This window comes from Comamonas sp. GB3 AK4-5 (assembly GCF_041320665.1).
GTDB lineage: Bacteria > Pseudomonadota > Gammaproteobacteria > Burkholderiales > Burkholderiaceae_C > Comamonas.
This window is the reverse complement of the sequence record NZ_CP166730.1, coordinates 2,929,112-2,948,449: the sequence shown is the minus strand read 5'-3', so window position 1 is coordinate 2,948,449 and position 19,338 is coordinate 2,929,112. Positions and strand designations below refer to the sequence as shown.

The window sequence follows — 19,338 nt, the reverse complement described above, 5'->3', positions numbered from 1 at the left end:
CACGCCAGGGCTCCATGACCGGGGCGCCGCCGCTCAAGCGGCGTTTTGTCGCAGCGGCAGGCGCAGCTCCACCACCAAACCTGTGGCCTGCCCCGGTGGACTGGGGCGCAGCAACAGCCTTCCGCCCGCACTCTCGGCAATGCGCTGCACGATGGTCAGGCCCAGACCGCTGCCAGGGGTATGGGTGTGCTTGCGCCAGAAGCGCTGCAAGGCCTGGGCACATTCCTGCTCGCTCATGCCCGGGCCCCGATCCTGCACGCGCACGACCAGCTCCCAGTCGCCAGGGGCGGCAGCGCTGTCAGCGTTGGCTGCGGTGCTGGCTTCTATGTCCAGCAGGGCATGCACCGGCGCTGGGCCCTGGTGGTGGCGCAGGGCGTTGTCGGTCAGGTTGGTGATGGCGCAGGTCAGCAGGGCGGGGGCCACGGGCAATGTCCAGGGGCTGCCTTGGGTGATGGCGCTGCCCACCACCGTGTCCAGCTGGGCCGACAGACCGGACTTGGCCGCGCGCTGCTGCGACTGGCGGCAGGCCAGGTCAAAGGCTTCAGCCATGCCAGTGCCGCAGGTGACGGGGGCGGCACCGGACTCGGCGGTTTCCACCCGGGCGAGTTGCAGCAACTGCTCCAAGGTGGCGTGCAAATGGTCTATGCCTTCGCTGGCCTGGGTCAGGGCCTGGGCTGCCTGGGCCGGCTGGGTGCAGGCCTGGCCGCGCTCCAGCACCAGCTGGGCCACCTGCACATGGGTTTTGATGGCCGTCAGCGGGGTGCGCAGCTCGTGGGCGGCGTCGGAAGTCCAGCGGCGTTCATGCTCGATGGCGGCATCCATGCGGCCCAGCAGCTGGTTCAGACTGTCCACCAGCGGGGCCAGCTCCTTGGTGTCTCGGCCCGTCTGTATGGGCGTGGCGTTTTGCGGCGGGCGCTGGCGCAGCTCGGCCTGCAGGCGGCGCAGCGGCTCCAGGCCCAGGGTGCAAATCCACCAGGTCAGCAGCAGGCCGCCCAGCAAGGCCAGCACAAAGGGCAGCACCAGGGTGTAGACAAAGGACTGGATCAGCTGCTCGCGCACGTCCAGCCGGTCGGCCATGGCAATGCGTATGCCGTTTTCTTCCAGCACATAGGTGCGCCAGATCTTGCCGCCTTTTTCAATGCGGCCAAAACCGGTCTGGGTCAGGGGCGTGAAGTTGGGGCTGTTGTGGGTCTTGGCCAGGGGCAGGATTTCCACCTCGCTGCGCACCAGGCTGACCTCGCAGGCCACGCCGTCGCGGCCGATCACCGAGGTCAGGGCCGACTGGTTGGCCATGTGGATGGCCTCGGTCTGCGCGGGCTGGAACTGCTGCACGATGCTGGCCACGGTCTTGGACGAAGCGATCAAGCGATCATCCAGCATGCTGCGCAGCTCACTTTGCATATGGCCGAACATCCAGGCCGCGATGCTGCCCCACAGCAGGCACAGCGTCAGGCTCAGGCCCAGCACCAGGCGCAGGCGCAGGCTTTTCTTGGCCGTGCCGCGGCTCATGCGCTGGGGCCGCAGTAGCGCGCACCCAGGCGAAAGCCCACGCCGCGCACGGTGTCGATGATGTCGCTGCCCAGCTTTTTGCGCAGGTGGTGCACATGCACGTTCACCGTGTTGCTGCCCACTTCCAGATCGAAGCCATACAGGCTGTCATGCAGCTGGGCCAGGCTGAGCACCCGACCCTTGGACTGCAGCAGGGCCGACAGCAGCGCCCATTCGCGGCGCGACAGTTCCACGCGCTCACCGCCGCACAGCACATCGCCGGTGCTGGCGTTGACCTGACAGTCGCCCAGGGCCACCAGGTCGGTGGCCCGGCCTCCAGCGCGGCGCAACAGGGCGTGCAGGCGCATGACCAGCTCCTGCAGGTCAAAGGGCTTGGTCAGATAGTCGTCGGTGCCGGTCTGAAAACCGGCCACCTTGTCCTGCATGGTGCCGCGTGCGGTCAGGATCAGCACCGGCAAATCCTGGCCGGCAGCCCGCCATTTGCGCAGCAGCTGGAGGCCATCTCCATCGGGCAGGCCCAGGTCCAGCACACAGGCATCGAAATGGCAGGAGGCCAGATGCTGTTCAGCCAGCGACTGGCTGGCGGCAATGTCGCAGGTAAAACCATGCAGCTCCAGCCCTGCCTTGATGCCGCTGGCCACCAGGGAGCTGTCTTCAACAATCAGAATGTGCATGGCAAACCCAGAGGACAAAAAACGGGGATTGTAGGGGCCATGACAGGACGTGGCTGGATCCATCCCGGGGCGTCATGGCGCAGTCCAGGCATGGATGCAGTGCAGGCACTGCAGGCTGCCAGCCCCTCACCCCAACCCTCTCCCCGAAGGGGCGAGGGAGTAGACCAGGTGCGCTGCGTATCGCCTGGCGCCACCCCGGGTGATGCTCTGCAAAAGCCGGTGCCTGATTCAGGGTAGGGCGCAAGATCAGGCGCGGCCTAGCTCAGGGACAGCGAGCAAGGGCCGCCCCGCAGCGAGGCTGTCGTCCCCCTGCCCGCATCGCTGTGCGATGCGAGAGCGGGGGGAAGGCGCGAAGCGCCTCAGGGGGGGGTGAGAGGCCTCGTGCGATAGAACTGCAGAGGCTGCTCCAGCATCTCCTTGGCATGCTGGTTCATCACCGACTTCTTCATCTTGCCCACCACATGCATCTCGCAGGGCTTGCAGTCAAAGCGCAGCGTGAGCTTTTCCTTGCCGTTGATGAGCTGCAGCGGCTCGGCCTTGATGGTGCCCTTGACGCCAATCACACCCTTGGCCTGCTTGGGGCACAGGCTCATGGAAAAGCGCACACAGTGCTTGGTGATCATCAGCGAGACTTCGCCTTCTTCTTCCTTCGCTTCGTAGGCCGCATCAATCACCTTCACGCCATGCTTGACATAGAAGTCATGGGCCTTTTGGTTGAAGACATTGGCCAGATAAGTGAGCGTGTCTTCGGGGAAGGGCGCGGGCGGCTCCACGGGCTTGGCGCGGGGCAGGCGCACCAGGCCGTCGGCGCGGGCGGCTTCGAGTGCGGCCAGGGCATCGCGGCGCAGCTGGTTCAGGCTGGACGCCGGCACAAACCAGGGCTGGGACAGCTTGAGTGCGATGTCGTTGACCGCGAAGATGCTGGCGCCAAAGCGGCCCAGTTGCTCGCGCAGCGTGGCCTCGGCCTTGGCGGCGTCGGTGGCGCTCTGGTGTTCCTGGGCAATGGTGGCGGTGGCGCTGAAGCCGTCTTCGTCGGTCAGCGTCAGCGCAAAGCCGTCAGTGGTTTCGTGGAACTCGGCCCACAGGGCGATGCGGCGGTCGCTGGACTTCTTGTCCAGCATGCGCACCCAGTCCATATCGCGGTTGCGGTTGATCTCCAGGCCTTTGCGCAAGTCCTTGAAGCTGGCGATCTCGTTTTTGGGGAAGACGCGCCAGATGCCTTTCTTGGCATGTATGCATTCGGCACGGTTGATGTGCACGCCCACCAGCTCTTTTTGCAGATCGTAGTAGCACAGGCCGTCACCGTTGTGCAGCTCGGTGGCCTTGTCGCTGGCCTCGATCTCGAACCATTTATCTCCCACCTGCGTCACCCAGCCAATGGCGCGGCCCGGAGTCTTGGGGGTGTCGAAGGCGCCGATGTCGTCCTTGCGGCCGTTGACGAAGTAGTCGGTGAACTCGCGGTTGAAGTTCTGGTCGGGATCGGGCTCGAAGCTGAACGTGGTGCGTCCCGAAGACGAGCGCGCCAGCGGCTGCTCGGAGAACTCGCGCTCTTCGATGATCTCGTCCAGCAGCTTGCGGTAGTGGGCGGTGATGTTCTTCACATAGCCCATGTCCTTGTAGCGGCCCTCGATCTTGAAGCTGCGCACGCCGGCATCGATCAGGGCGCGCAGGTTGTCGCTCTGGTTGTTGTCCTTCATCGACAGCACATGCTTTTCGTGGGCGATGATGCGGCCCTTGTCGTCCATCACCTCATAGGGCAGGCGGCAGGCCTGGTTGCAGTCGCCGCGGTTGGCGCTGCGGCCGGTGTGCGCGTGGGTGATGTAGCACTGGCCCGAATAGGCCACGCACAGTGCGCCATGCACAAAGAATTCAATGGTGGTGCGCGCCGGGTCGGTGGCGGCGCGCACGGCGGCAATCTGCTTCAGGTCCATCTCGCGGGCCACCACGATTTGGGACAGGCCGGCATCCTGCAGAAAACGCGCTTTTTCGGGCGTGCGGATATCGGTCTGGGTGGAGGCATGCAGCTGAATCGGCGGCAGATCCAGCTCCAGCAGGCCCATGTCCTGGATGATGAGCGCATCAGCGCCGGCGTTGTAGATCTGCCAGGCCATCTGGCGTGCGCCCTCCAGCTCGTCATCGCGCAAGATGGTGTTGAGCGTGACAAAGATGCGGCTGCCAAAGCGGTGGGCATGCTGGATCAGCCGCTCCAGATCGCGGATGTCGTTGCCCGCCGTGGCGCGCGCACCAAAGGCCGGGCCGCCGATGTAGACGGCGTCGGCCCCATGGTTGATGGCTTCAATGCCGATATCGGCATCGCGGGCCGGGGAGAGGAGTTCGAGCTGGTGGGGCAGGAGGGACATAGGGCGCGGATTATCCCAGGAGCCCAGGGCGTGCGTACAGTCGGGGGCTATCCCCGGTGACTGATTGCCATCAGCCCCCTGCACGTGGGCTGAAGGTGCGGGGAAACACCACGGGCGCACTACGGTCCGAAAGCTTGTAGCCCATGGCCGGCCGGTTGGAGCTGCCGTCGACATGGCCGGCCTCCTGCAGAAACTGCGCGGCCAGCATGCGTGTGCGAAAGCCGCTTTTGTCCACGGGCCGGCCCAGCACGGTCTCATAGGTCTGCTGCAGCTGGGGCAGGGTGAAGGGCTCGGGCAGCAAAAAAGCCGGCAGCGAGGTGTATTCCACCTTGGCGCGCAAACGCTCCACGGCGGTGTGCAAGATGGTGCTGTGGTCAAAGGCCAACTGGCTATCGGCCAGCAGCGCATCCACCTCGAACCAGGCCACATCCGCCGCATTGGCTCCCTTGGTGAGCGTCAGGTGCTGGGCCGGGATGAGGGCGAAATACACATGGGTGGCCGACCAGCCGCGCGGGTCGCGGGCCTTGCCCCCCCAGCTGCCCAGCTGCTCCAGATAGGGGCTGTCCACGGCCGTTTTTTCCTTGAGCTTGCGGCGTGCGCAGGCCTCCAGGTCGGCGTCCAGATCGACGTTCACAAAACCGCCGGGCAAGGCCCAGAGCGCCGGGAAGGGGTCTTGCGCCTCGGCAGGGCGTTGCACCAGCAGCACCTGCAAGGCCGCATCCATCACCGTGAAGATGACCACATCCACCGTGGTGTAGGGGCGTGGGAAATCGGGAATGGCGGGAGATGCGGGGGCGTTGTTTTTCATGGGGCAAACAAAAAATGCTTGACGCGGTCTTGTATGGGTTGTATTGTACAACTTGCATAAGTTGTTTAGGGCAACTTATATAAAGGGCCAGCACCAAAGCTTTCAGAGCCCGCCACTTTCTCCCTAATTCCATTCAAAAAAACAATATGAACAACAAGAACAACATCACTACCGTCCGCAGCAAATTCCTCAGCCTGGTGCTGCGCCACAGCCCGCAGACAATTGGCCTGAAGCTCGATGACGCAGGCTGGGCGCAGACCCAGGAGCTGCTCTCCTGCCTGGCGCGCTCCAGGCGCAGCATGAGCCTTTCGGAATTGCAGGCCGTGGTGGCGGCGGACAACAAGCAGCGCTTTGCCTTCAGCGAAGACGGCAGCCGCATTCGGGCCAACCAGGGGCATTCCATTGCCGTGGAGCTGGCGTTGACACCTCGGCAGCCGCCGGCCGAGCTCTATCACGGCACGGCCACGCGCTTTTTGGACGCCATCTTTCAACAGGGCCTGACGCGGCAGAACCGGCACCATGTGCATCTTTCGGCCAGCGTAGAGGTTGCCAGCACCGTGGGGCGCCGCCATGGCAAGCTGGCCTTGCTGCGGGTGGATGCCGCACGCATGGCGGCCGACGGCCATGTCTTTTACTGCTCCGACAACGGCGTGTGGCTGGTGGATGCCGTGCCCGTGGGCTATCTGGCCAAAATCACCACATGAAGCTCTCAAAAACAATAGCGCTGGATGCCGATGGCGTGCTGCTCAACTACAACCTGGCCTATGCCGCAGCCTGGGAACGTGCCTTTGGCCTTGCCCCCGCACTGAAGAATGCTCAGGCCTACTGGGCAGTGGACCGCTGGGATGTGCAGCATCTGGAAGGCGAGCCACTGCAGCGCTTTCGCGCCAGCTTTGACCGGGATTTCTGGTCCAGCGTGCCCGCCATGGCCGGTGCCGTACAAGCCTGTCACCGCCTGGTGGCCGCGGGCTGGGAGCTGGTCTGCGTCTCCGCCCTCAAGCCCGAATTTGCGCAGGCGCGCCAGGACAACCTCAGCCAGTTGGGCTTTCCCATAGGCCGGGTGATTGCCACCAGCGGCGCAGTCCCCGGTGGCTCCAGCATCAGCCCCAAGGCCCGGGCCTTGGCCGAGTTGGCACCTGCGGCCTTTGTGGACGACTACCTGCCTTATTTCCAGGGCGTGTCTGCGCATATCCACAAAGCGTTGGTTTTGCGCGAGCCGCAAGGCAGCCCGAATACGGGGCCTGGCATGCAGGCCATTGATTCCACCCATGGTTACTTGGCTGAATTTGTTGATTGGTGGCTGGAAAACCAGCCGCAATAAGAAACTGAAAGAACTCCAAAATGAACAAGAACAACATCTACACCGTGGGCGATCTGGTGGCCCAGCTTGACACCGGTCTCCGCCCCAAATATCTGTGCTTTTGGGGCCACCAGCCCGAAAAAAATGGCTCTGTAGGCAAGGGCTGTTTGAGCCAGTGGTTTCATGCGCCCTTCAGCGTGGAAGGGGACCGTTTTGCCACGGCCGAGCATTTCATGATGGCCGAAAAGGCCCGCATGTTTGGCGATGAGGAGGCTCGCGTGGCCGTGCTGGCGGCGGCCTCGCCAGCGGCAGCCAAGGCCCTGGGCCGAGGCGTGCGCCATTTTGACGAGGCCCGCTGGAATGCAGCGCGCTTTGACATCGTGGTGCGCGGCAATGTGGCCAAGTTTGGCCAGAACCCGGGGATGCGCGATTTTCTGCTGGCCACGGGCGAGCGCGTCCTGGTCGAGGCCAGTCCCCGCGACCGCATCTGGGGCATTGGCCTGGGCGCAGCCAATCCGGCGGCGGAGCAGCCCCGGCAGTGGCGCGGCCTCAATCTGCTGGGCTTTGCGCTGATGGCCGCGCGGGCCCAGTTGCGAGAGCAGCCATGACCGCGCTGGACCGCTTTGAAGGCGCCTTGCGGGGCCCAGACTTCATGTGGAAGATCCCTTTGCGCAGCCTCATGCCCAGGGAGTGAAAGGGGCATTCCCCGCCTGTGGGCGTGCAGCCAGCGGGGTTTGTCATCGCGTTTGGCGATACGGGATGGGTAAAATTCACGATGGTTACTAGGGGTTATTCTTTGTTAGTGAATACTCCGCCTCCCTCGCGGATTGCGCCCTGGCGGCCGTGCATGGGGCCGTGCGACGGGTGCTTTGGGCACTGTCGCGCGGCGTTGCTCCTCAGAAAGACTCCCATATGGACATTCACTTCAGCACATATTTCACCCTGATCCTCGCAGCGCTGGTGCTGCTGGTTGGCAAGCTTTTGGTGCAGAAGCTGCGCTGGCTGAGCGATTTCAACATCCCCGAGCCTGTGGCGGGCGGCCTGGTGGCGGCGGTGTTGATTTATGCACTCAATGTTTTCACGGGCTATCGCCTGTCCTTTGACGGCAGCCTGCAGACCGCGTTCATGCTGGTGTTCTTCTCCTCCATTGGCCTGAGTGCCAACTTTGCCAAGCTGCGTGCCGGTGGCATGGGCCTGGTGGTGTTTTTGCTGGTGATCGTGGTCTTCATCGTGGTGCAAAACGGCGTGGGCATTGCCCTGGCTTCCATGCTGGGGCTGGACCCGCTGATTGGCCTGATTGCCGGCTCCATCACCCTGGTGGGCGGGCATGGCACGGCTGGCGCCTGGGGCGCGGTGCTGGAAAACGACCATGGCGTGCAAGGTGCCACCACGCTGGGCATTGCCTGCGCCACCTTTGGCCTGGTGATGGGGGGACTGATTGGTGGCCCGCTGGCCAAGTGGCTGATTCAGCGCCACAAGCTGCAAGGCCCCAAGGACGAAGACCAGGCCCTGGCTGGTGTCGACCATCTGACGCCCAACTTCGAGTTTCCACACAAGACCCGCTTGATCACGGCCGACGCCGCCATCGAAACCCTGGCCCTGTTTGCCGGCTGCCTGGCCTTTGCCGAGCTGATGCAAAAGCTCACCGCCGGCTCGGCGCTGCAGCTGCCCACTTTTGTCTGGGCCTTGGGCGGTGGCGTGCTGATCCGCAATGCGCTGGACTATGTCTTTCGCTTCGAGGTGTTTGACCGCGCCATCGATGTGTTTGGCAACGCGGCCCTGTCCATCTACCTGGCAATGGCCTTGCTGTCGCTCAAGCTGTGGGAGCTGTCCGGCCTGGCAGGCCCGCTGGTGGTCATTCTGGCGGCCCAGGCCGTGGTCATGGGGCTGTACGCGGCCTTTGTCACCTTCCGCGTGATGGGGAGCGATTACGACGCGGCCGTGCTGTCGGCCGGCCATTGCGGCTTTGGCATGGGGGCCACCCCGACGGCCGTGGCCAATATGCAGGCCATCACCAACCAGTACGGCCCTTCGCACAAGGCCTTTCTCATCGTGCCCATGGTGGGCGCCTTCTTTATCGACCTGGTGAACGCGGCAGCGATTCAGACTTTCCTCAAATTCCTGCCGTAAAGCTTCATTGGCTACTCTTTTTGGGGAAAAAATACCTAATTACAGTGATGTGCAAGCCGGTTTAAAGCTTCTACAGTGACAAGCGCTGCCAGTCGGGGCAGCACAACAGGAACCAGATCTGCAAGGGCAGCGGGGAGTTGGACGCCCAAGGGAGTGCCCGGGGGCTTTGGACTGCTGGCCTTGCCTTCAGTCCAAAGAGCCAGGGAGGGAGGAGATGCTCCAGCCCCAATGCTGTCCTTGTGTCTGTGTGCTTGTTGTCCCCTTTCAATAAGCTTGATGAGGCGCCTTGCGGCGCCTCTTTTTTTTGGGCGTGGCAGGCAGGGCGGGCAGCCGCCGTGGCGTAGAAAAATAAGGCGTTTGGGGTAGATGTCTGTGCACCCGCTTTATGCTGGGCGCATGCTTACCCAACGAGAAACCCATCTACAACTGGCACGGGCCGTGCTGGACTGGAACCGCAAAAACCTGAGGCATGACACGCAGCTGACCGTGGCCGATGTGGCGCAATGCTTTGGTGAGCGCTTTGTGGTGGAGCCCAATGGGCGCCACTATGCGGCGGACCGGCAGGCCTATCTGGATTTTCTGAACGGCATGAAGTCCGGCATGCAGGGGATTGAATACCAGGTGCTGCACACCGTGGCCGACGGGGACAGCGTGCTGTTCGACATGGCGGTGCAAATCAATCACACCGATGGGCGTCAGGAGCACTTCATCGCCATGCTGCTGATGCGCTTTGACACCGAGGGCAAGGTCAAACTGTGGAAAGAGGTCTATCTGCCGAAGCCATAGACAGCCAGCCCGGGGCGCTGTGTACCCCGGGCCGCTTTGGACTCAGTCTTCGTCAAAGTCCCAGAGCGCGTGCAGATCCAGCCGCAGGCGGCTGCTGAGCTCCAGCGCCTCGCTGTGTGCCAGGCGCTCGGTCAGTTGTGCATCGGCCAGCATGCGGCGCACGGCCAGCAGCTCGGCCAGGCTGGTCTCGCCCGCACGCCAGGCGCGCAGCGTGCGCTCGGCAGCACTGCGCTGCAGCGCGGCCGACTGGGCCTGGGCCTGGGCGGCGGCACGCTTGCCGGCCTGCTGGTTCCACAGCACATCAAACTCCGCGCCCAGGCGCTGCGCAGCAGCCAGGCGGCGTGACAGGGCAGCGTCGGCATCGGCCAGGGCGGCATCCGCCTGGGCCTTGCGATGCACCGATCCCAGCGGCAGGCTGAAGCTGACGCCGGCAATGCGCTCGGCACCGCCGCGTTCGCTGGTGGCGAACAGGCCTACCGTGGGGTCGGGGCGGCGCTCCAGATCGCTGCGCTTGGCCTGCTGCAGAGCGAGGGCCTCCTCCGCCTGGGCCAGCAGGTATTCATGGCTGTGCGTGATGAAGCGCTGGCGCAGCGGGGCTGCCGAATCGGCGGGGGATTCGTCCGGCAGCTCGGGCAGGGTGGTGGTCGCCAGGTCGGGCGTGCAGGGCACAGCGCACAGGCCGGGAAAGCGGGCCTGCAGCTCGGCCTGGGCCGCCTGCTCCTGGGCCTGTGCCACGGCCAGGCCGGCTTGCATGCGGGCCTGCTCGGCCCTGGCCAGCTCGGCCTCCAGCAGGGCAGCATCGCCGGCGCGCAGGCGGCGCTCGGCGATGCGGGCCAGCTCGGCAGCGGCATGGGCATTGTCCTGTGCGGCCTGGCGCGCCAGGCCGGCGCGCAGCCTGGCAAACCACAGGGCCAGCAACTGGCGCGCGGCTTCATGGCGGGCGTCTTGCGCGGCCACGCGGCCTGTGGTCTGGGTGGCATCGGCCAGCGCGGCATCGGCCTCGGACTTGCCCCACAGGCGCAGTGGGCGCTCCACGGCAATCTGGCCCTCGGCAAAGCGCTCACCAGAACCATCGCGCACCCAGCGGCGCTGGCCGCTGGCACGCACCACGGTTTCATGCGGGCCGGCGCGCAGGCCATCGGCCCTGGCCAGGCTGCCGCGCAGCAGCGCATCGGCGGCCTGTACGGCGGGCGACTGCGCCACGGCCTGGCGCACCGCCGACTCGGGCGGCAGATAGTGCTGGGCCTGGGCTGGGCCCGCCAACAGCAGGGCGGAGAAGGCCAGGGCGGAATACAGCGATTTTTGATGAAAACCGCCTGTAAACCTTGGGGTTAAAGCGTGGGTAGCTCTCATTTTTGAATCTCCTTGGCCGTGCGGGGCAGGCCGAAACGCTCGAACAGCAGCGGCAGCAGCAGCAAGGTCAGCGCGGTGGAGCTGAGCAGGCCGCCGGCCACCACCACGGCCAGTGGGCGCTGGATTTCCGAGCCCGGGCCGCTGGCCAGCAGCAGGGGCACCATGCCCAGGGCGGTGATGCAGGCCGTCATCAGCACCGGCCGCAAGCGGTCGCGAACGCCCTGGTGCACGGCCTGGGCCAGCGCCATGCCCGACGCCATCAGGGCGTTGAAATGCGAGACCAGCACCACGCCGTTGAGCACGGCAATGCCCAAGAGGGCGATGAAGCCCACCGAGGCCGGCACCGACAGGTATTCGCCCGCCACACGCAGCGCCGCCATGCCGCCCACCAGGGCAAACGGGATGTTGGCAATCACCAGCACCGCCTGCCGTGGCGAGCGGAAGGTGATCACCAGCAGCACAAAAATGGCCGCCAGCGCCAGCGGCACTACCAGGGCCAGGCGTGCGGTTGCACGCTGCTGGTTCTCGAACTGGCCGCCCCAGACAATGCGCAGCTCCTTGAGGCTGGCATCCTGAGCCACGGAAGCCTGGGCCTCTTGCACAAAGCCGGCCAGGTCACGTCCCTCGACATTGACCTGCACCACGGCAAAACGGGCGCCGTCCTCGTGGTCTATGCGCACCGGGCCGTCTTGCGCCGCCAGCGTGGCCAGCGAACTCAGCGGCCAGCTGCTGCCATCGGGGGCAGTGACCAGCAGGCCGGCAAGGCCTTCGGGCGAATGGCGCAGCGCCGCGCCGCCGCGCAGAATCAACGGGGTGCGCACCATGCCTTCGGGGACGATGCCCAGGTGCTCACCCTCGACCAGGGCGCGTAGCTGGGCCTGCAGGGCATCGCCGGAAAAACCGGCCTGGCCCAGCGCGGCGCGGTTGAGCACCAGCTGCAGGTATTGCACGCCGCTGTTGCTGGGGGCAATCACTTCGGCCGCGCCCGGCACGGCGCGCATGCGGGCGGCAATGGACTGGGCGGCCGCGTCGATCTGGGCCAGGTCGCTGCCAAAGATCTTGATGGCCACGTCGCCGCGTGCGCCGGTCAGCATCTCGGACACCCGCATTTCGATGGGCTGGGTAAAGCCATAGATCAGTCCGGGAAAGCCTTCGAGCACGCGGCGTATGGCGTCGGCAATGTCCTCCTTGCTGCCGCGCCATGTGGCACGGGGCTTGAGCACCAGAAAGGCGTCGCTTTCGTTGAGGCCCATGGGGTCCAGGCCCAGATCGTCAGAGCCCGTGCGCGCCACAATGGAGTGGATTTCCGGTACCTCCTGGAGCAAGGCCTGCTGCACACGCTGGTCCATGTCCAGCGAGGCGGCCAGCGAAATCGACGGCGCTTTTTGCAACTGCACGATGAGGTCGCCCTCGTCCATGGTGGGCATAAAGGTCTTGCCCACGGACAGGTAGAGGGCCGTCGCGCCGGCCAGTGCCAACGCGGCCAGGCCGAACACCGTGCGCCGGTGTGCCAGGCTCCAGTCCTGCAGCAGCGCAAAGCCTCGGTTGAGCCTGCGCACCAGCCAGGGTGCATCGCTGGCATGGGCGCGCAGCAGCAACGAGGCCAGGGCCGGCACCACGGTAAAGGCAATCAGTACCGAAGCGCCCAGGGCCAGCACAATGGTCAGCGCCACCGGGGCGAACAATTTGCCCTCCAGCCCCTGCAGCGTGAGCAGGGGCAGAAAGACGATGGCGATGATGGACACGCCGGCCAGCATGGGCGCGGAGACGGCTGCGACCGCGTGCTGGATCAAGGCCAGGCGGTCCACCGGCTGCGTGCTGCCGGGCAGCTCATCGCCCGCGTAGCTCAGGGTGCGCTCGATGTTCTCCACCACCACCACCGAGGCGTCCACCAACATGCCCAGCGCAATGGCCAGGCCGCCCAGGCTCATCAGATTGGCCGTCAGGCCCACATAGCGCATCAGCAGGAAAGTGGCCAGCATGGACAGCGGCAGCGTAGCCGCCACCACCAGGGCGGCGCGCAGGCCACCCAGGAACAGATACAGCGTGACCACCACCAGCACACTGGCTTCGACCAGGGCGCGCACCACGGTGCCCGCCGCGCGCGAGACCAGCTCGCCCCGGTTGTAGAACACCTGGGTGTGCATGCCCTCAGGCAGGCGCGGTGCCAGCTCGCTCAAACGGGTTTGCACGGCATCGACCAGGCTGCGCGCATCCACGCCGCGCAGTCCCAGCACCAGGCCTTGCACGGCTTCGCCTTGCCCGTCACGGCTGACGGCGCCGTTGCGCGTGGCCTCGCCCAGGCGCACCGTGGCCACATCGCCCACGGTGGCGGCGACGCGGTCGCCCTGGGCCGGTATGACCACGATGGCGCGCAAATCGTCGAGTCCGCGCACACCGCCTTCCACGCGCACCACCCAATGCTCTTCGCCGCGGTCCAGCCGGCCCGCACCGTCATTGCGGTTGTTGGCCTCCAGGGCCTGGCGCAGCTGCTCCAGCGTCACGCTGCGCGCACGCAGCCGGGCCGGGTCGGGCACCACCTCGTAGCTGCACACCGCGCCACCCAGGGCGTTCACATCGGCCACCCCTGGCACGGAGCGCAGGGCAGGGCGTATCACCCAGTCGAGCACGCGCCGGCGCTCGGCCAGCGTGTAGCCATCGCCCTCGATGGTGAACATGAACATCTCACCCAGCGGTGTGGTGATGGGGGCCAGCCCGCCTTCGGCCGTGGCCGGCAGCTCGCGCTGTATGCCGGCCAGGCGCTCGGACACCTGCTGGCGGGCCCAGTAGGCGTCCGTGCCTTCGGCAAAGTCCACGGTCACATCGCTGATGCCATATTTGGACACCGAGCGCACCATGGTCTTGTGCGGCAGGCCCAACAACTCCTGCTCCACGGGAGTGGAGACGCGCTGCTCCACCTCTTCGGGCGTCATGCCCGGCACTTTCAGAATCACCTTCACCTGGGTGGGCGAGATGTCGGGAAAGGCATCGATGGGCAGCTGCACATAGGCCCAGGCACCGGCAAGCGCCAAGGCCAGGGCGGCCAGCAGCACCAGGGCGCGTTGGCGCAGCGAAAAATCAATCAGCCTGGCCAGCATCACTCACCTCCAGCCAGCAAGCCCTTGAGCGCGGCAATGCCGGTCACGGCAATGCGGGCCTGGGGAGGCAGTGCGCCGCGCACCACGGCTGTGGCCTCGTCGCTGGCCTCCACGGCCAGCGGGGCAAAGTGCACGCCTTGGTCTGTGGCCAGGAACACGCCGGTCTGGCCCTGCCAGTGCACCAAGGCCGCCGCCGGGATGCGTTGGCGTTCGCCTGCGGTGGGCTGGGCCTTGTTGTCGGCTTTGTCTTGGGCCAGCTGCAGCGTGGCGGTCACGCTTTCGCCCAGGCGCAGCGCGCCCGTTTGGCTCAGCGCCACACGCACGCGCATGCCGGCCGAGCCATCGCCCACGGGCGCCATGCCCGCCACCTGGCCTATGGCATTGCGGGTGCTGACCTGCACGCGGTCGCCCACGCGGGGCAGCGGCACTTCACGGCCCAGCAAAAGGTCCAGCTCCAGGGCCTTGGGGTCGGCCACGCGCAGCAGCGGCGCCGATGCCTCCACACGGGCGCCGGGCTGCACCAGCACTTCGGTCACCACGCCGGCGCGGGGCGCCAGCAGCAGGGTCTCGTTGCCGGCGAGTTGCAGGCCGCTGGCGGTGAGCTCGGCCCTTCTGGCCTGGGCCATGGCGGTGGCTTCGGTTGCGCGCGCCTGGGTGGCTTGCCAGCGGCTGGCGGCGATGATGCCCTCGTCATACAGCGATTGGTCGCGGGCCAGGGATTGCCGGGCCAGGCGTGCCTGGGACTCGGCTTCGGCCAGCGCCCGCCGGGCTTCATAGAACTGGGGGCTGGCAAAAGCTGCCACGGCCTGGCCGGCGCGCACAGACTGGCCCAGGGCCACCAGCAGACGCGGCACGGCGCCGGCATAAGGGGCAGCGATCACGGCCTGGGCATCGGGCCGCAGCACCACGCGGGCATGGGCCGAGAGTTCCAGTGCGGCCGCGGCGGTGAGGGTTTGAAAGCGCACGCCCAGCGTGCGCGCCTGTTCGGGGGACAAGGACAGGGCCTCGGCGGCCATGCCTGCGGCTGGCAGCGCGAGTGCGCCAGCCAACAGCCATTGTGGGAAGAACATTCCTGACTCCGGAGAAAAAAGGGAAGTCATCCGTGCAGGCGCACGGATGCCACTCCATGCAAGAGCATGGAGCTTGGACAGCCTGTGAAAGGCTGAGGGAGCTCAGGAAAACAGGGGAGGGGCTTGGGCCGGAGACGGCCGTATCACGCGGCCACGCCAGAGGGACACCCTGCGAGCGGGTTCGGGGCGTGGCGTGGGGCGGGGGGTAATGCAGCGCATATGTGCGGCGCGCAGGCCCACGGTCAGCAGGGTCAGGCCGATGACGGCCAGCAGCGGCATGGGCAGCAGGCTCAGGGGTTGCAGCGCATCTTGCACATCGACTTCAAAAGGCTCTGTCTCGGCGGGCAAGGCCTGGAGCCCCAGCAAATCCTGGGCAGCGGCTTGGACAGCCTGTGGCTGGAAATGAGAATCAGCCATTCTCGAAGGCGTCTGGTGCACATGCAGGCCATCTTGGTTCGGGGTTCCGAAGTGGCCGTGCAGCAGCGGAATCAGCAGTTGCGCCACCATGATCAGCAGCAGCAATGCGCTCCGCCGAGAAAGTCTCAGGGTTGCACGCGACATGGCGCGGATTGTAGCGCCCCAATGACCTGCGCTGGAGCCTATGCCGGTGCAAAAGGCCTGCGAGAATAAGGCTGAAATTTTGACCAAGACCTTATGACGCCAAGCGAGCAAGACCAGCATTGGATGCGCCACGCCCTGCGCCTGGCGCAGCAGGCCGCGGACGCGGGCGAAGTGCCCGTGGGTGCCGTGGTGGTCAAAGACGGCCAGATTGTGGGCGAGGGCTGCAACACCCCCATTGCCAGCGACGACCCCACGGCCCATGCCGAGGTGCTGGCGCTGCGCGCTGCCGCGCGCGCTGTGGGCAATTACCGGCTCGATGGCTGCACGCTCTATGTGACCCTGGAGCCTTGCACCATGTGCAGCGGCGCCATGCTGCATGCCCGCCTGGCCCGGGTGGTGTATGGCGCGGCCGAGCCCAAGACCGGCGCGGCCGGCTCGGTGCTGAATGTGTTTGGCCATGCGGCCATCAACCACCAGACCGAGGTGGTGCGCGGCGTGCTGGCGCAGGAATGCGGGGCGCTGCTGGCCCGGTTTTTTCAGCAGCGCCGCCAGGCCCGCAAGGCGGCCACGCCTCACCCGTTGCCCGACACCGCGCTGCGCAACTCTGACGCAGCATTCACGGATTTGCCCGGCTGGCCCTGGCAGCCGCATTACCGCAGCGATCTGCCCAGTGGCCGCGGACTGCGGTTGGCCGCCGTGGATGAAGGCCCACGCCAGGCCCCGCAGACCTGGCTGTGCCTGGCTGCCAGCCCGGGCTGGGGCTATGTGTTTCGCCATTTGATTCCGGTCTGGTTGGCCGCCGGCCACCGCGTGCTGGTGCCCGATCTGCCGGGCTACGGCCGCAGCGACCAACCCAAGAAGCCCCAGGCCCATGACGCGGCCTGGCAGCAGCAGTTGCTGGCCGAATGGTTGCAGGGCTTGAGCGTAGAGAATGCCGTGCTGGTGGGCCAGGGCGATGCTGCACAGCTGGGCCTGGCCGTGGCCCAGCAGTTACCGGAGCGTTTTGCCGGTGCCTGGCTGCACGATGTCTGGCCAGGGCCGGCATCCGTACTGCCCCAACCCTGGATGCAATGGCAGCAGCAGGCCGGGCGCAAGCCGCAGTGGCCTGTGGGCGCGCAGCTGCAGCAGGCCTGGGGGCTGGCGCCCACGGCGGCCGAGCAGGCGGCCTTGGATGCCCCTTTCGCGGCGGCCGGCCACCGTGCCGCGTTGCAGGCCGCGCCGCAGCTGCAATCAAAGCGGCCCGCCATTCCCTGCGCGCTGCTGGAGGGTTGGCTGGCGCAGGGCCGCTGCTGGATTGGCAGCACCCCGGATGCCGTCCCCCTCCAGCCCTTGTGCAACGCCAAGGCTTTGCACGCGGCCTGGCTGCAGGCCTTGCCGGCCCTGGCGCAGCACCCAGATGCCTGGCAATGCAACCCCGATCTGAGCTGGGGTGCCGCGGCCGCCGCCAACGGTGCGCGCCGCGCTGTGGAATACTTCTGCCCATAGCCTGCAGGCCCAGCCTGCAGGCCGCTTGCCCAGTCCATGGGTCTTGATTTCTTCCATCTACGGAGCGCGCCGCAGGCTTGCGGTGCGGACAAGCTTTGGCCACCAACCGCAAATCCCCCAGCAAGAAAAACGCTTCGACCGCTGCCGCCGCTCCACAGGATTGCGGTCTGGAACATTGCACCCATGACCATGCGCACGATCACGGCCATGGTGCCCACCACGAGGATCATGAGCACGCCGACCATGTGCACACGGCGGATGGCAGCTGCTGCGGCCACGACCACAGCCATGGTCCCAAGCATATCTATGTGTATTCGCCCTCGGGCGCGGTGCGCGACAAGGCAGCTTTCAAGCGCGGCGTAAAGCGCCTGGAGGCCATGGGCCACCAGGTGGAGATTGACCCCGATGCCCTGGCCAGCAGCCAGCGCTTTGCCGGTGACGACGCCACCCGATTGGCCGCCATCCACCGTGCGGCCGCCAGCGGCGCCGATGTGGCGCTGGTCTCGCGCGGCGGCTATGGCCTCACGCGCATCCTGCCGGGCATCCAGTACAAGACCGTGGCCAAGGCCATTGCCAAGGGCACGCAGTTTGTGGGCCTGAGCGACTTCACCGCCTTCCAGCTGGCCATGCTGGCCCAGACCGGCGCCACCACCTGGGCCGGCCCGGTGCTGAATGCCGACTTCGGTGTGGACACCAAGGACGGCGCCGAGGTGGACGACATCATGCTGGACTGCTTTGCCGACTTGCTCAGCGGCCAGGGCGAGGGTGCGGGCTGGCATATGCCCAAGATTGGCGTGTTGCCCAATGGCAAGCCCCAGCTCAAGGACTTTTATGTGCCCGGTGGCGCCACCTTGTGGGGGGGCAATCTCTGCGTGCTGACCAGCTTGCTGGGCACGCCTTACTTTCCCCAGGTGGAAGGCGGCATTCTGTTTCTCGAAGACGTGGCCGAGCCGCCTTACAAGATAGAGCGCATGCTGACCCAGCTGCTGCTGTCCGGTGTGCTGGCCAAGCAAAAAGCCGTGGTGCTGGGGCAGTTCACGGAATTCAAGCTCAACAGCCATGACAAGGGCTTCAAGCTGCAGACTGTGATCGACTGGTTGCGCATGCAAGTCAAATGCCCGGTGCTGCAAGGCCTGCCCTTTGGCCATGTGGCCACCAAGGTGCTGCTGCCCGTGGGTGCCGAGGTGTCGCTGTCGGTGGAAGGGCGCGATGCGTTGATCTACTGGGGGCATCTTTGATCTGAAGCACCCCCTGAGCCGCTTCGCGTCTTCCCCCTCTCTATCGCTACGCGATGGAGGGGGACGGCACCAGCGCGGCGGGGCGGCCCTTGCGCGGTGCCCTTGTTGGGGACGCGCCAGTTTTGTACGTCATGCCCTTAGCCTGGTTTCCCCACCCTTTTTGTGCGGGGCTACCCGGTAGCGTGCAGCGCTTGATTCACTGAGAGGCATATTCGGAACATGTGGGAATTTGCGGCCTATCCCTTGTTGGCGCTGCTGTTTGTGGGCATTTTTACCCGCGAGGTGGTGGCGCCTGCGTCGCGCAACCATTGCGATCGGCGCTGGTTGCTGATGTCCACCCTGCTGGGGGTGGCCACGCTGGCCGTGACCTTGTTGGTGGGCCATGTGTTTGCCGAACATATTCGCTCGGTGGCGCTGTTCGATGTGGGAGGGCGCTGGCCCGCACCGCTGGTGGGGCTGGCCAGCTTCGGGCTTACCAGCTTTGTCTTTTACTGGTGGCACCGCGCCACGCACCGCTTTGATGGGTTGTGGCGCATCTTTCACCAGTTGCACCACAGCGCACCACGGGTGGAGGCGCTGACCGCTTTTTACGCCCACCCCATGGACACGGCGGCGGCCGTGCTGATGAGTGCGCTTTCCAGCTATTGGGTGCTGGGCGCCAGCCCGCTGGCAGCGGCTTTTGCCATTGGCCTGACCGGGGCATTCGATCTGTTTTTGCATGCCGACATCCGCACGCCGCGCTGGCTGGGCTACTTTGTCCAGCGGCCCGAGATGCACACCGTGCACCACCAGTACGGCCACCATGCCCAGAACTACGGCCTGCCCCTCTGGGATCTGCTGTTCGGCACCTGGGCCAATCCGGCAGAGCGTGTGCAGCACCTGGGCTTTGACGAGGCCAAGGCCGCCCGCATCAGCGATATGCTGCGCTGGCAGGATGTGCACAAAAAGCGCTGAAAAAGAATGGAC

16 protein-coding genes are annotated in these 19,338 nt (G+C 65.8%); 8 read left to right on the top strand and 8 right to left on the bottom strand.

The genetic code is table 11. The features are described 5' to 3' along the window. Window positions 1-33: 33 nt before the first annotated feature. The 4 genes from ACA027_RS13245 to ACA027_RS13230 form a co-directional block, all read right to left on the bottom strand. The gene (locus ACA027_RS13245; protein ID WP_370678692.1) at window positions 34-1,509 is read right to left on the bottom strand and encodes an ATP-binding protein; all 1,476 of its coding nucleotides are present in this window, start codon (window positions 1,507-1,509) and stop codon (window positions 34-36) included. Further along, window positions 1,506-2,183, bottom strand: coding sequence for a response regulator (locus tag ACA027_RS13240; protein WP_370678691.1), 678 nt, complete (start codon window positions 2,181-2,183; stop codon window positions 1,506-1,508). Before ACA027_RS13240 ends, ACA027_RS13245 begins: the two co-directional genes overlap by 4 nt. Before the next feature lie 359 nt (window positions 2,184-2,542). Further along, on the bottom strand, window positions 2,543-4,543 hold the full coding sequence (locus tag ACA027_RS13235; protein ID WP_370678690.1) for a U32 family peptidase: 2,001 nt from the start codon (window positions 4,541-4,543) through the stop codon (window positions 2,543-2,545). A 70-nt stretch (window positions 4,544-4,613) separates the two neighbouring features. Beyond that, entirely contained in the window at window positions 4,614-5,351 is a 738-nt protein-coding gene (locus ACA027_RS13230) for an NUDIX domain-containing protein (RefSeq protein ID WP_370678689.1), read from the bottom strand. Between the two features lie 146 nt (window positions 5,352-5,497). On the opposite strand from ACA027_RS13230, the gene ACA027_RS13225 reads away from it, so the two are divergent. The 5 genes from ACA027_RS13225 (at window position 5,498) to ACA027_RS13205 (ending at window position 9,567) form a co-directional block, all read left to right on the top strand. After that, window positions 5,498-6,055, top strand: a complete 558-nt coding sequence (locus tag ACA027_RS13225; protein WP_370678688.1) for an RNA 2'-phosphotransferase — start codon at window positions 5,498-5,500, stop codon at window positions 6,053-6,055. Then, window positions 6,052-6,672, top strand: a complete 621-nt coding sequence (locus tag ACA027_RS13220) for an HAD family hydrolase (RefSeq protein WP_370678687.1) — start codon at window positions 6,052-6,054, stop codon at window positions 6,670-6,672. Before ACA027_RS13225 ends, ACA027_RS13220 begins: the two co-directional genes overlap by 4 nt. Before the next feature lie 20 nt (window positions 6,673-6,692). Next, window positions 6,693-7,259: an NADAR family protein gene (locus tag ACA027_RS13215; protein ID WP_370678686.1), complete on the top strand. Its 567-nt coding sequence runs from the start codon at window positions 6,693-6,695 to the stop codon at window positions 7,257-7,259. Between the two features lie 304 nt (window positions 7,260-7,563). Further along, complete coding sequence (gene gltS, locus ACA027_RS13210) at window positions 7,564-8,781, top strand: sodium/glutamate symporter (RefSeq protein ID WP_370678685.1); 1,218 nt, start codon at window positions 7,564-7,566, stop codon at window positions 8,779-8,781. Window positions 8,782-9,177: 396 nt separating this feature from the next. Further along, window positions 9,178-9,567 (top strand): nuclear transport factor 2 family protein, encoded by a 390-nt coding sequence (locus ACA027_RS13205; protein WP_370678684.1) that lies wholly within the window; start codon window positions 9,178-9,180, stop codon window positions 9,565-9,567. A 42-nt stretch (window positions 9,568-9,609) separates the two neighbouring features. Here ACA027_RS13205 and ACA027_RS13200 read toward each other — a convergent pair whose 3' ends face one another. From ACA027_RS13200 to ACA027_RS13185, 4 genes are all read right to left on the bottom strand, one after another. Continuing rightward, a complete protein-coding gene (locus tag ACA027_RS13200; protein WP_370678683.1) occupies window positions 9,610-10,920 on the bottom strand; it encodes a TolC family protein in 1,311 nt (436 codons plus the stop codon). Further along, a complete protein-coding gene (locus tag ACA027_RS13195; RefSeq protein WP_370678682.1) occupies window positions 10,917-14,018 on the bottom strand; it encodes an efflux RND transporter permease subunit in 3,102 nt (1,033 codons plus the stop codon). Before ACA027_RS13195 ends, ACA027_RS13200 begins: the two co-directional genes overlap by 4 nt. Then, window positions 14,018-15,088, bottom strand: coding sequence for an efflux RND transporter periplasmic adaptor subunit (locus ACA027_RS13190; RefSeq protein ID WP_370678681.1), 1,071 nt, complete (start codon window positions 15,086-15,088; stop codon window positions 14,018-14,020). The genes ACA027_RS13195 and ACA027_RS13190 overlap by 1 nt, the downstream gene beginning before the upstream one ends. Window positions 15,089-15,190: 102 nt before the next feature. Further along, window positions 15,191-15,649, bottom strand: a complete 459-nt coding sequence (locus ACA027_RS13185) for a hypothetical protein (RefSeq protein ID WP_370678680.1) — start codon at window positions 15,647-15,649, stop codon at window positions 15,191-15,193. A gap of 93 nt (window positions 15,650-15,742) precedes the next feature. On the opposite strand from ACA027_RS13185, the gene tadA reads away from it, so the two are divergent. The 3 genes from tadA to ACA027_RS13170 all read left to right on the top strand — a co-directional run bounded on the left by tadA (window position 15,743) and on the right by ACA027_RS13170 (window position 19,326). Then, window positions 15,743-17,134, top strand: coding sequence for a tRNA adenosine(34) deaminase TadA (gene tadA / locus ACA027_RS13180; protein WP_370678679.1), 1,392 nt, complete (start codon window positions 15,743-15,745; stop codon window positions 17,132-17,134). Between the two features lie 245 nt (window positions 17,135-17,379). Next, complete coding sequence (locus ACA027_RS13175; protein ID WP_370682583.1) at window positions 17,380-18,372, top strand: LD-carboxypeptidase; 993 nt, start codon at window positions 17,380-17,382, stop codon at window positions 18,370-18,372. Window positions 18,373-18,591: 219 nt separating this feature from the next. Further along, a complete protein-coding gene (locus tag ACA027_RS13170) occupies window positions 18,592-19,326 on the top strand; it encodes a sterol desaturase family protein (RefSeq protein WP_370678678.1) in 735 nt (244 codons plus the stop codon). Window positions 19,327-19,338: the final 12 nt, after the last annotated feature.

Coding starts and splice junctions, on each gene's coding strand:
- ACA027_RS13245 (WP_370678692.1), bottom strand. CDS start 1,509: ATGAGCCGCGGCACGGCCAAGAAAAGCCTGCGCCTGCGCCTGGTGCTG.
- ACA027_RS13240 (WP_370678691.1), bottom strand. CDS start 2,183: ATGCACATTCTGATTGTTGAAGACAGCTCCCTGGTGGCCAGCGGCATC.
- ACA027_RS13235 (WP_370678690.1), bottom strand. CDS start 4,543: ATGTCCCTCCTGCCCCACCAGCTCGAACTCCTCTCCCCGGCCCGCGAT.
- ACA027_RS13230 (WP_370678689.1), bottom strand. CDS start 5,351: ATGAAAAACAACGCCCCCGCATCTCCCGCCATTCCCGATTTCCCACGC.
- ACA027_RS13225 (WP_370678688.1), top strand. CDS start 5,498: ATGAACAACAAGAACAACATCACTACCGTCCGCAGCAAATTCCTCAGC.
- ACA027_RS13220 (WP_370678687.1), top strand. CDS start 6,052: ATGAAGCTCTCAAAAACAATAGCGCTGGATGCCGATGGCGTGCTGCTC.
- ACA027_RS13215 (WP_370678686.1), top strand. CDS start 6,693: ATGAACAAGAACAACATCTACACCGTGGGCGATCTGGTGGCCCAGCTT.
- gltS (WP_370678685.1), top strand. CDS start 7,564: ATGGACATTCACTTCAGCACATATTTCACCCTGATCCTCGCAGCGCTG.
- ACA027_RS13205 (WP_370678684.1), top strand. CDS start 9,178: ATGCTTACCCAACGAGAAACCCATCTACAACTGGCACGGGCCGTGCTG.
- ACA027_RS13200 (WP_370678683.1), bottom strand. CDS start 10,920: ATGAGAGCTACCCACGCTTTAACCCCAAGGTTTACAGGCGGTTTTCAT.
- ACA027_RS13195 (WP_370678682.1), bottom strand. CDS start 14,018: ATGCTGGCCAGGCTGATTGATTTTTCGCTGCGCCAACGCGCCCTGGTG.
- ACA027_RS13190 (WP_370678681.1), bottom strand. CDS start 15,088: ATGTTCTTCCCACAATGGCTGTTGGCTGGCGCACTCGCGCTGCCAGCC.
- ACA027_RS13185 (WP_370678680.1), bottom strand. CDS start 15,649: ATGTCGCGTGCAACCCTGAGACTTTCTCGGCGGAGCGCATTGCTGCTG.
- tadA (WP_370678679.1), top strand. CDS start 15,743: ATGACGCCAAGCGAGCAAGACCAGCATTGGATGCGCCACGCCCTGCGC.
- ACA027_RS13170 (WP_370678678.1), top strand. CDS start 18,592: ATGTGGGAATTTGCGGCCTATCCCTTGTTGGCGCTGCTGTTTGTGGGC.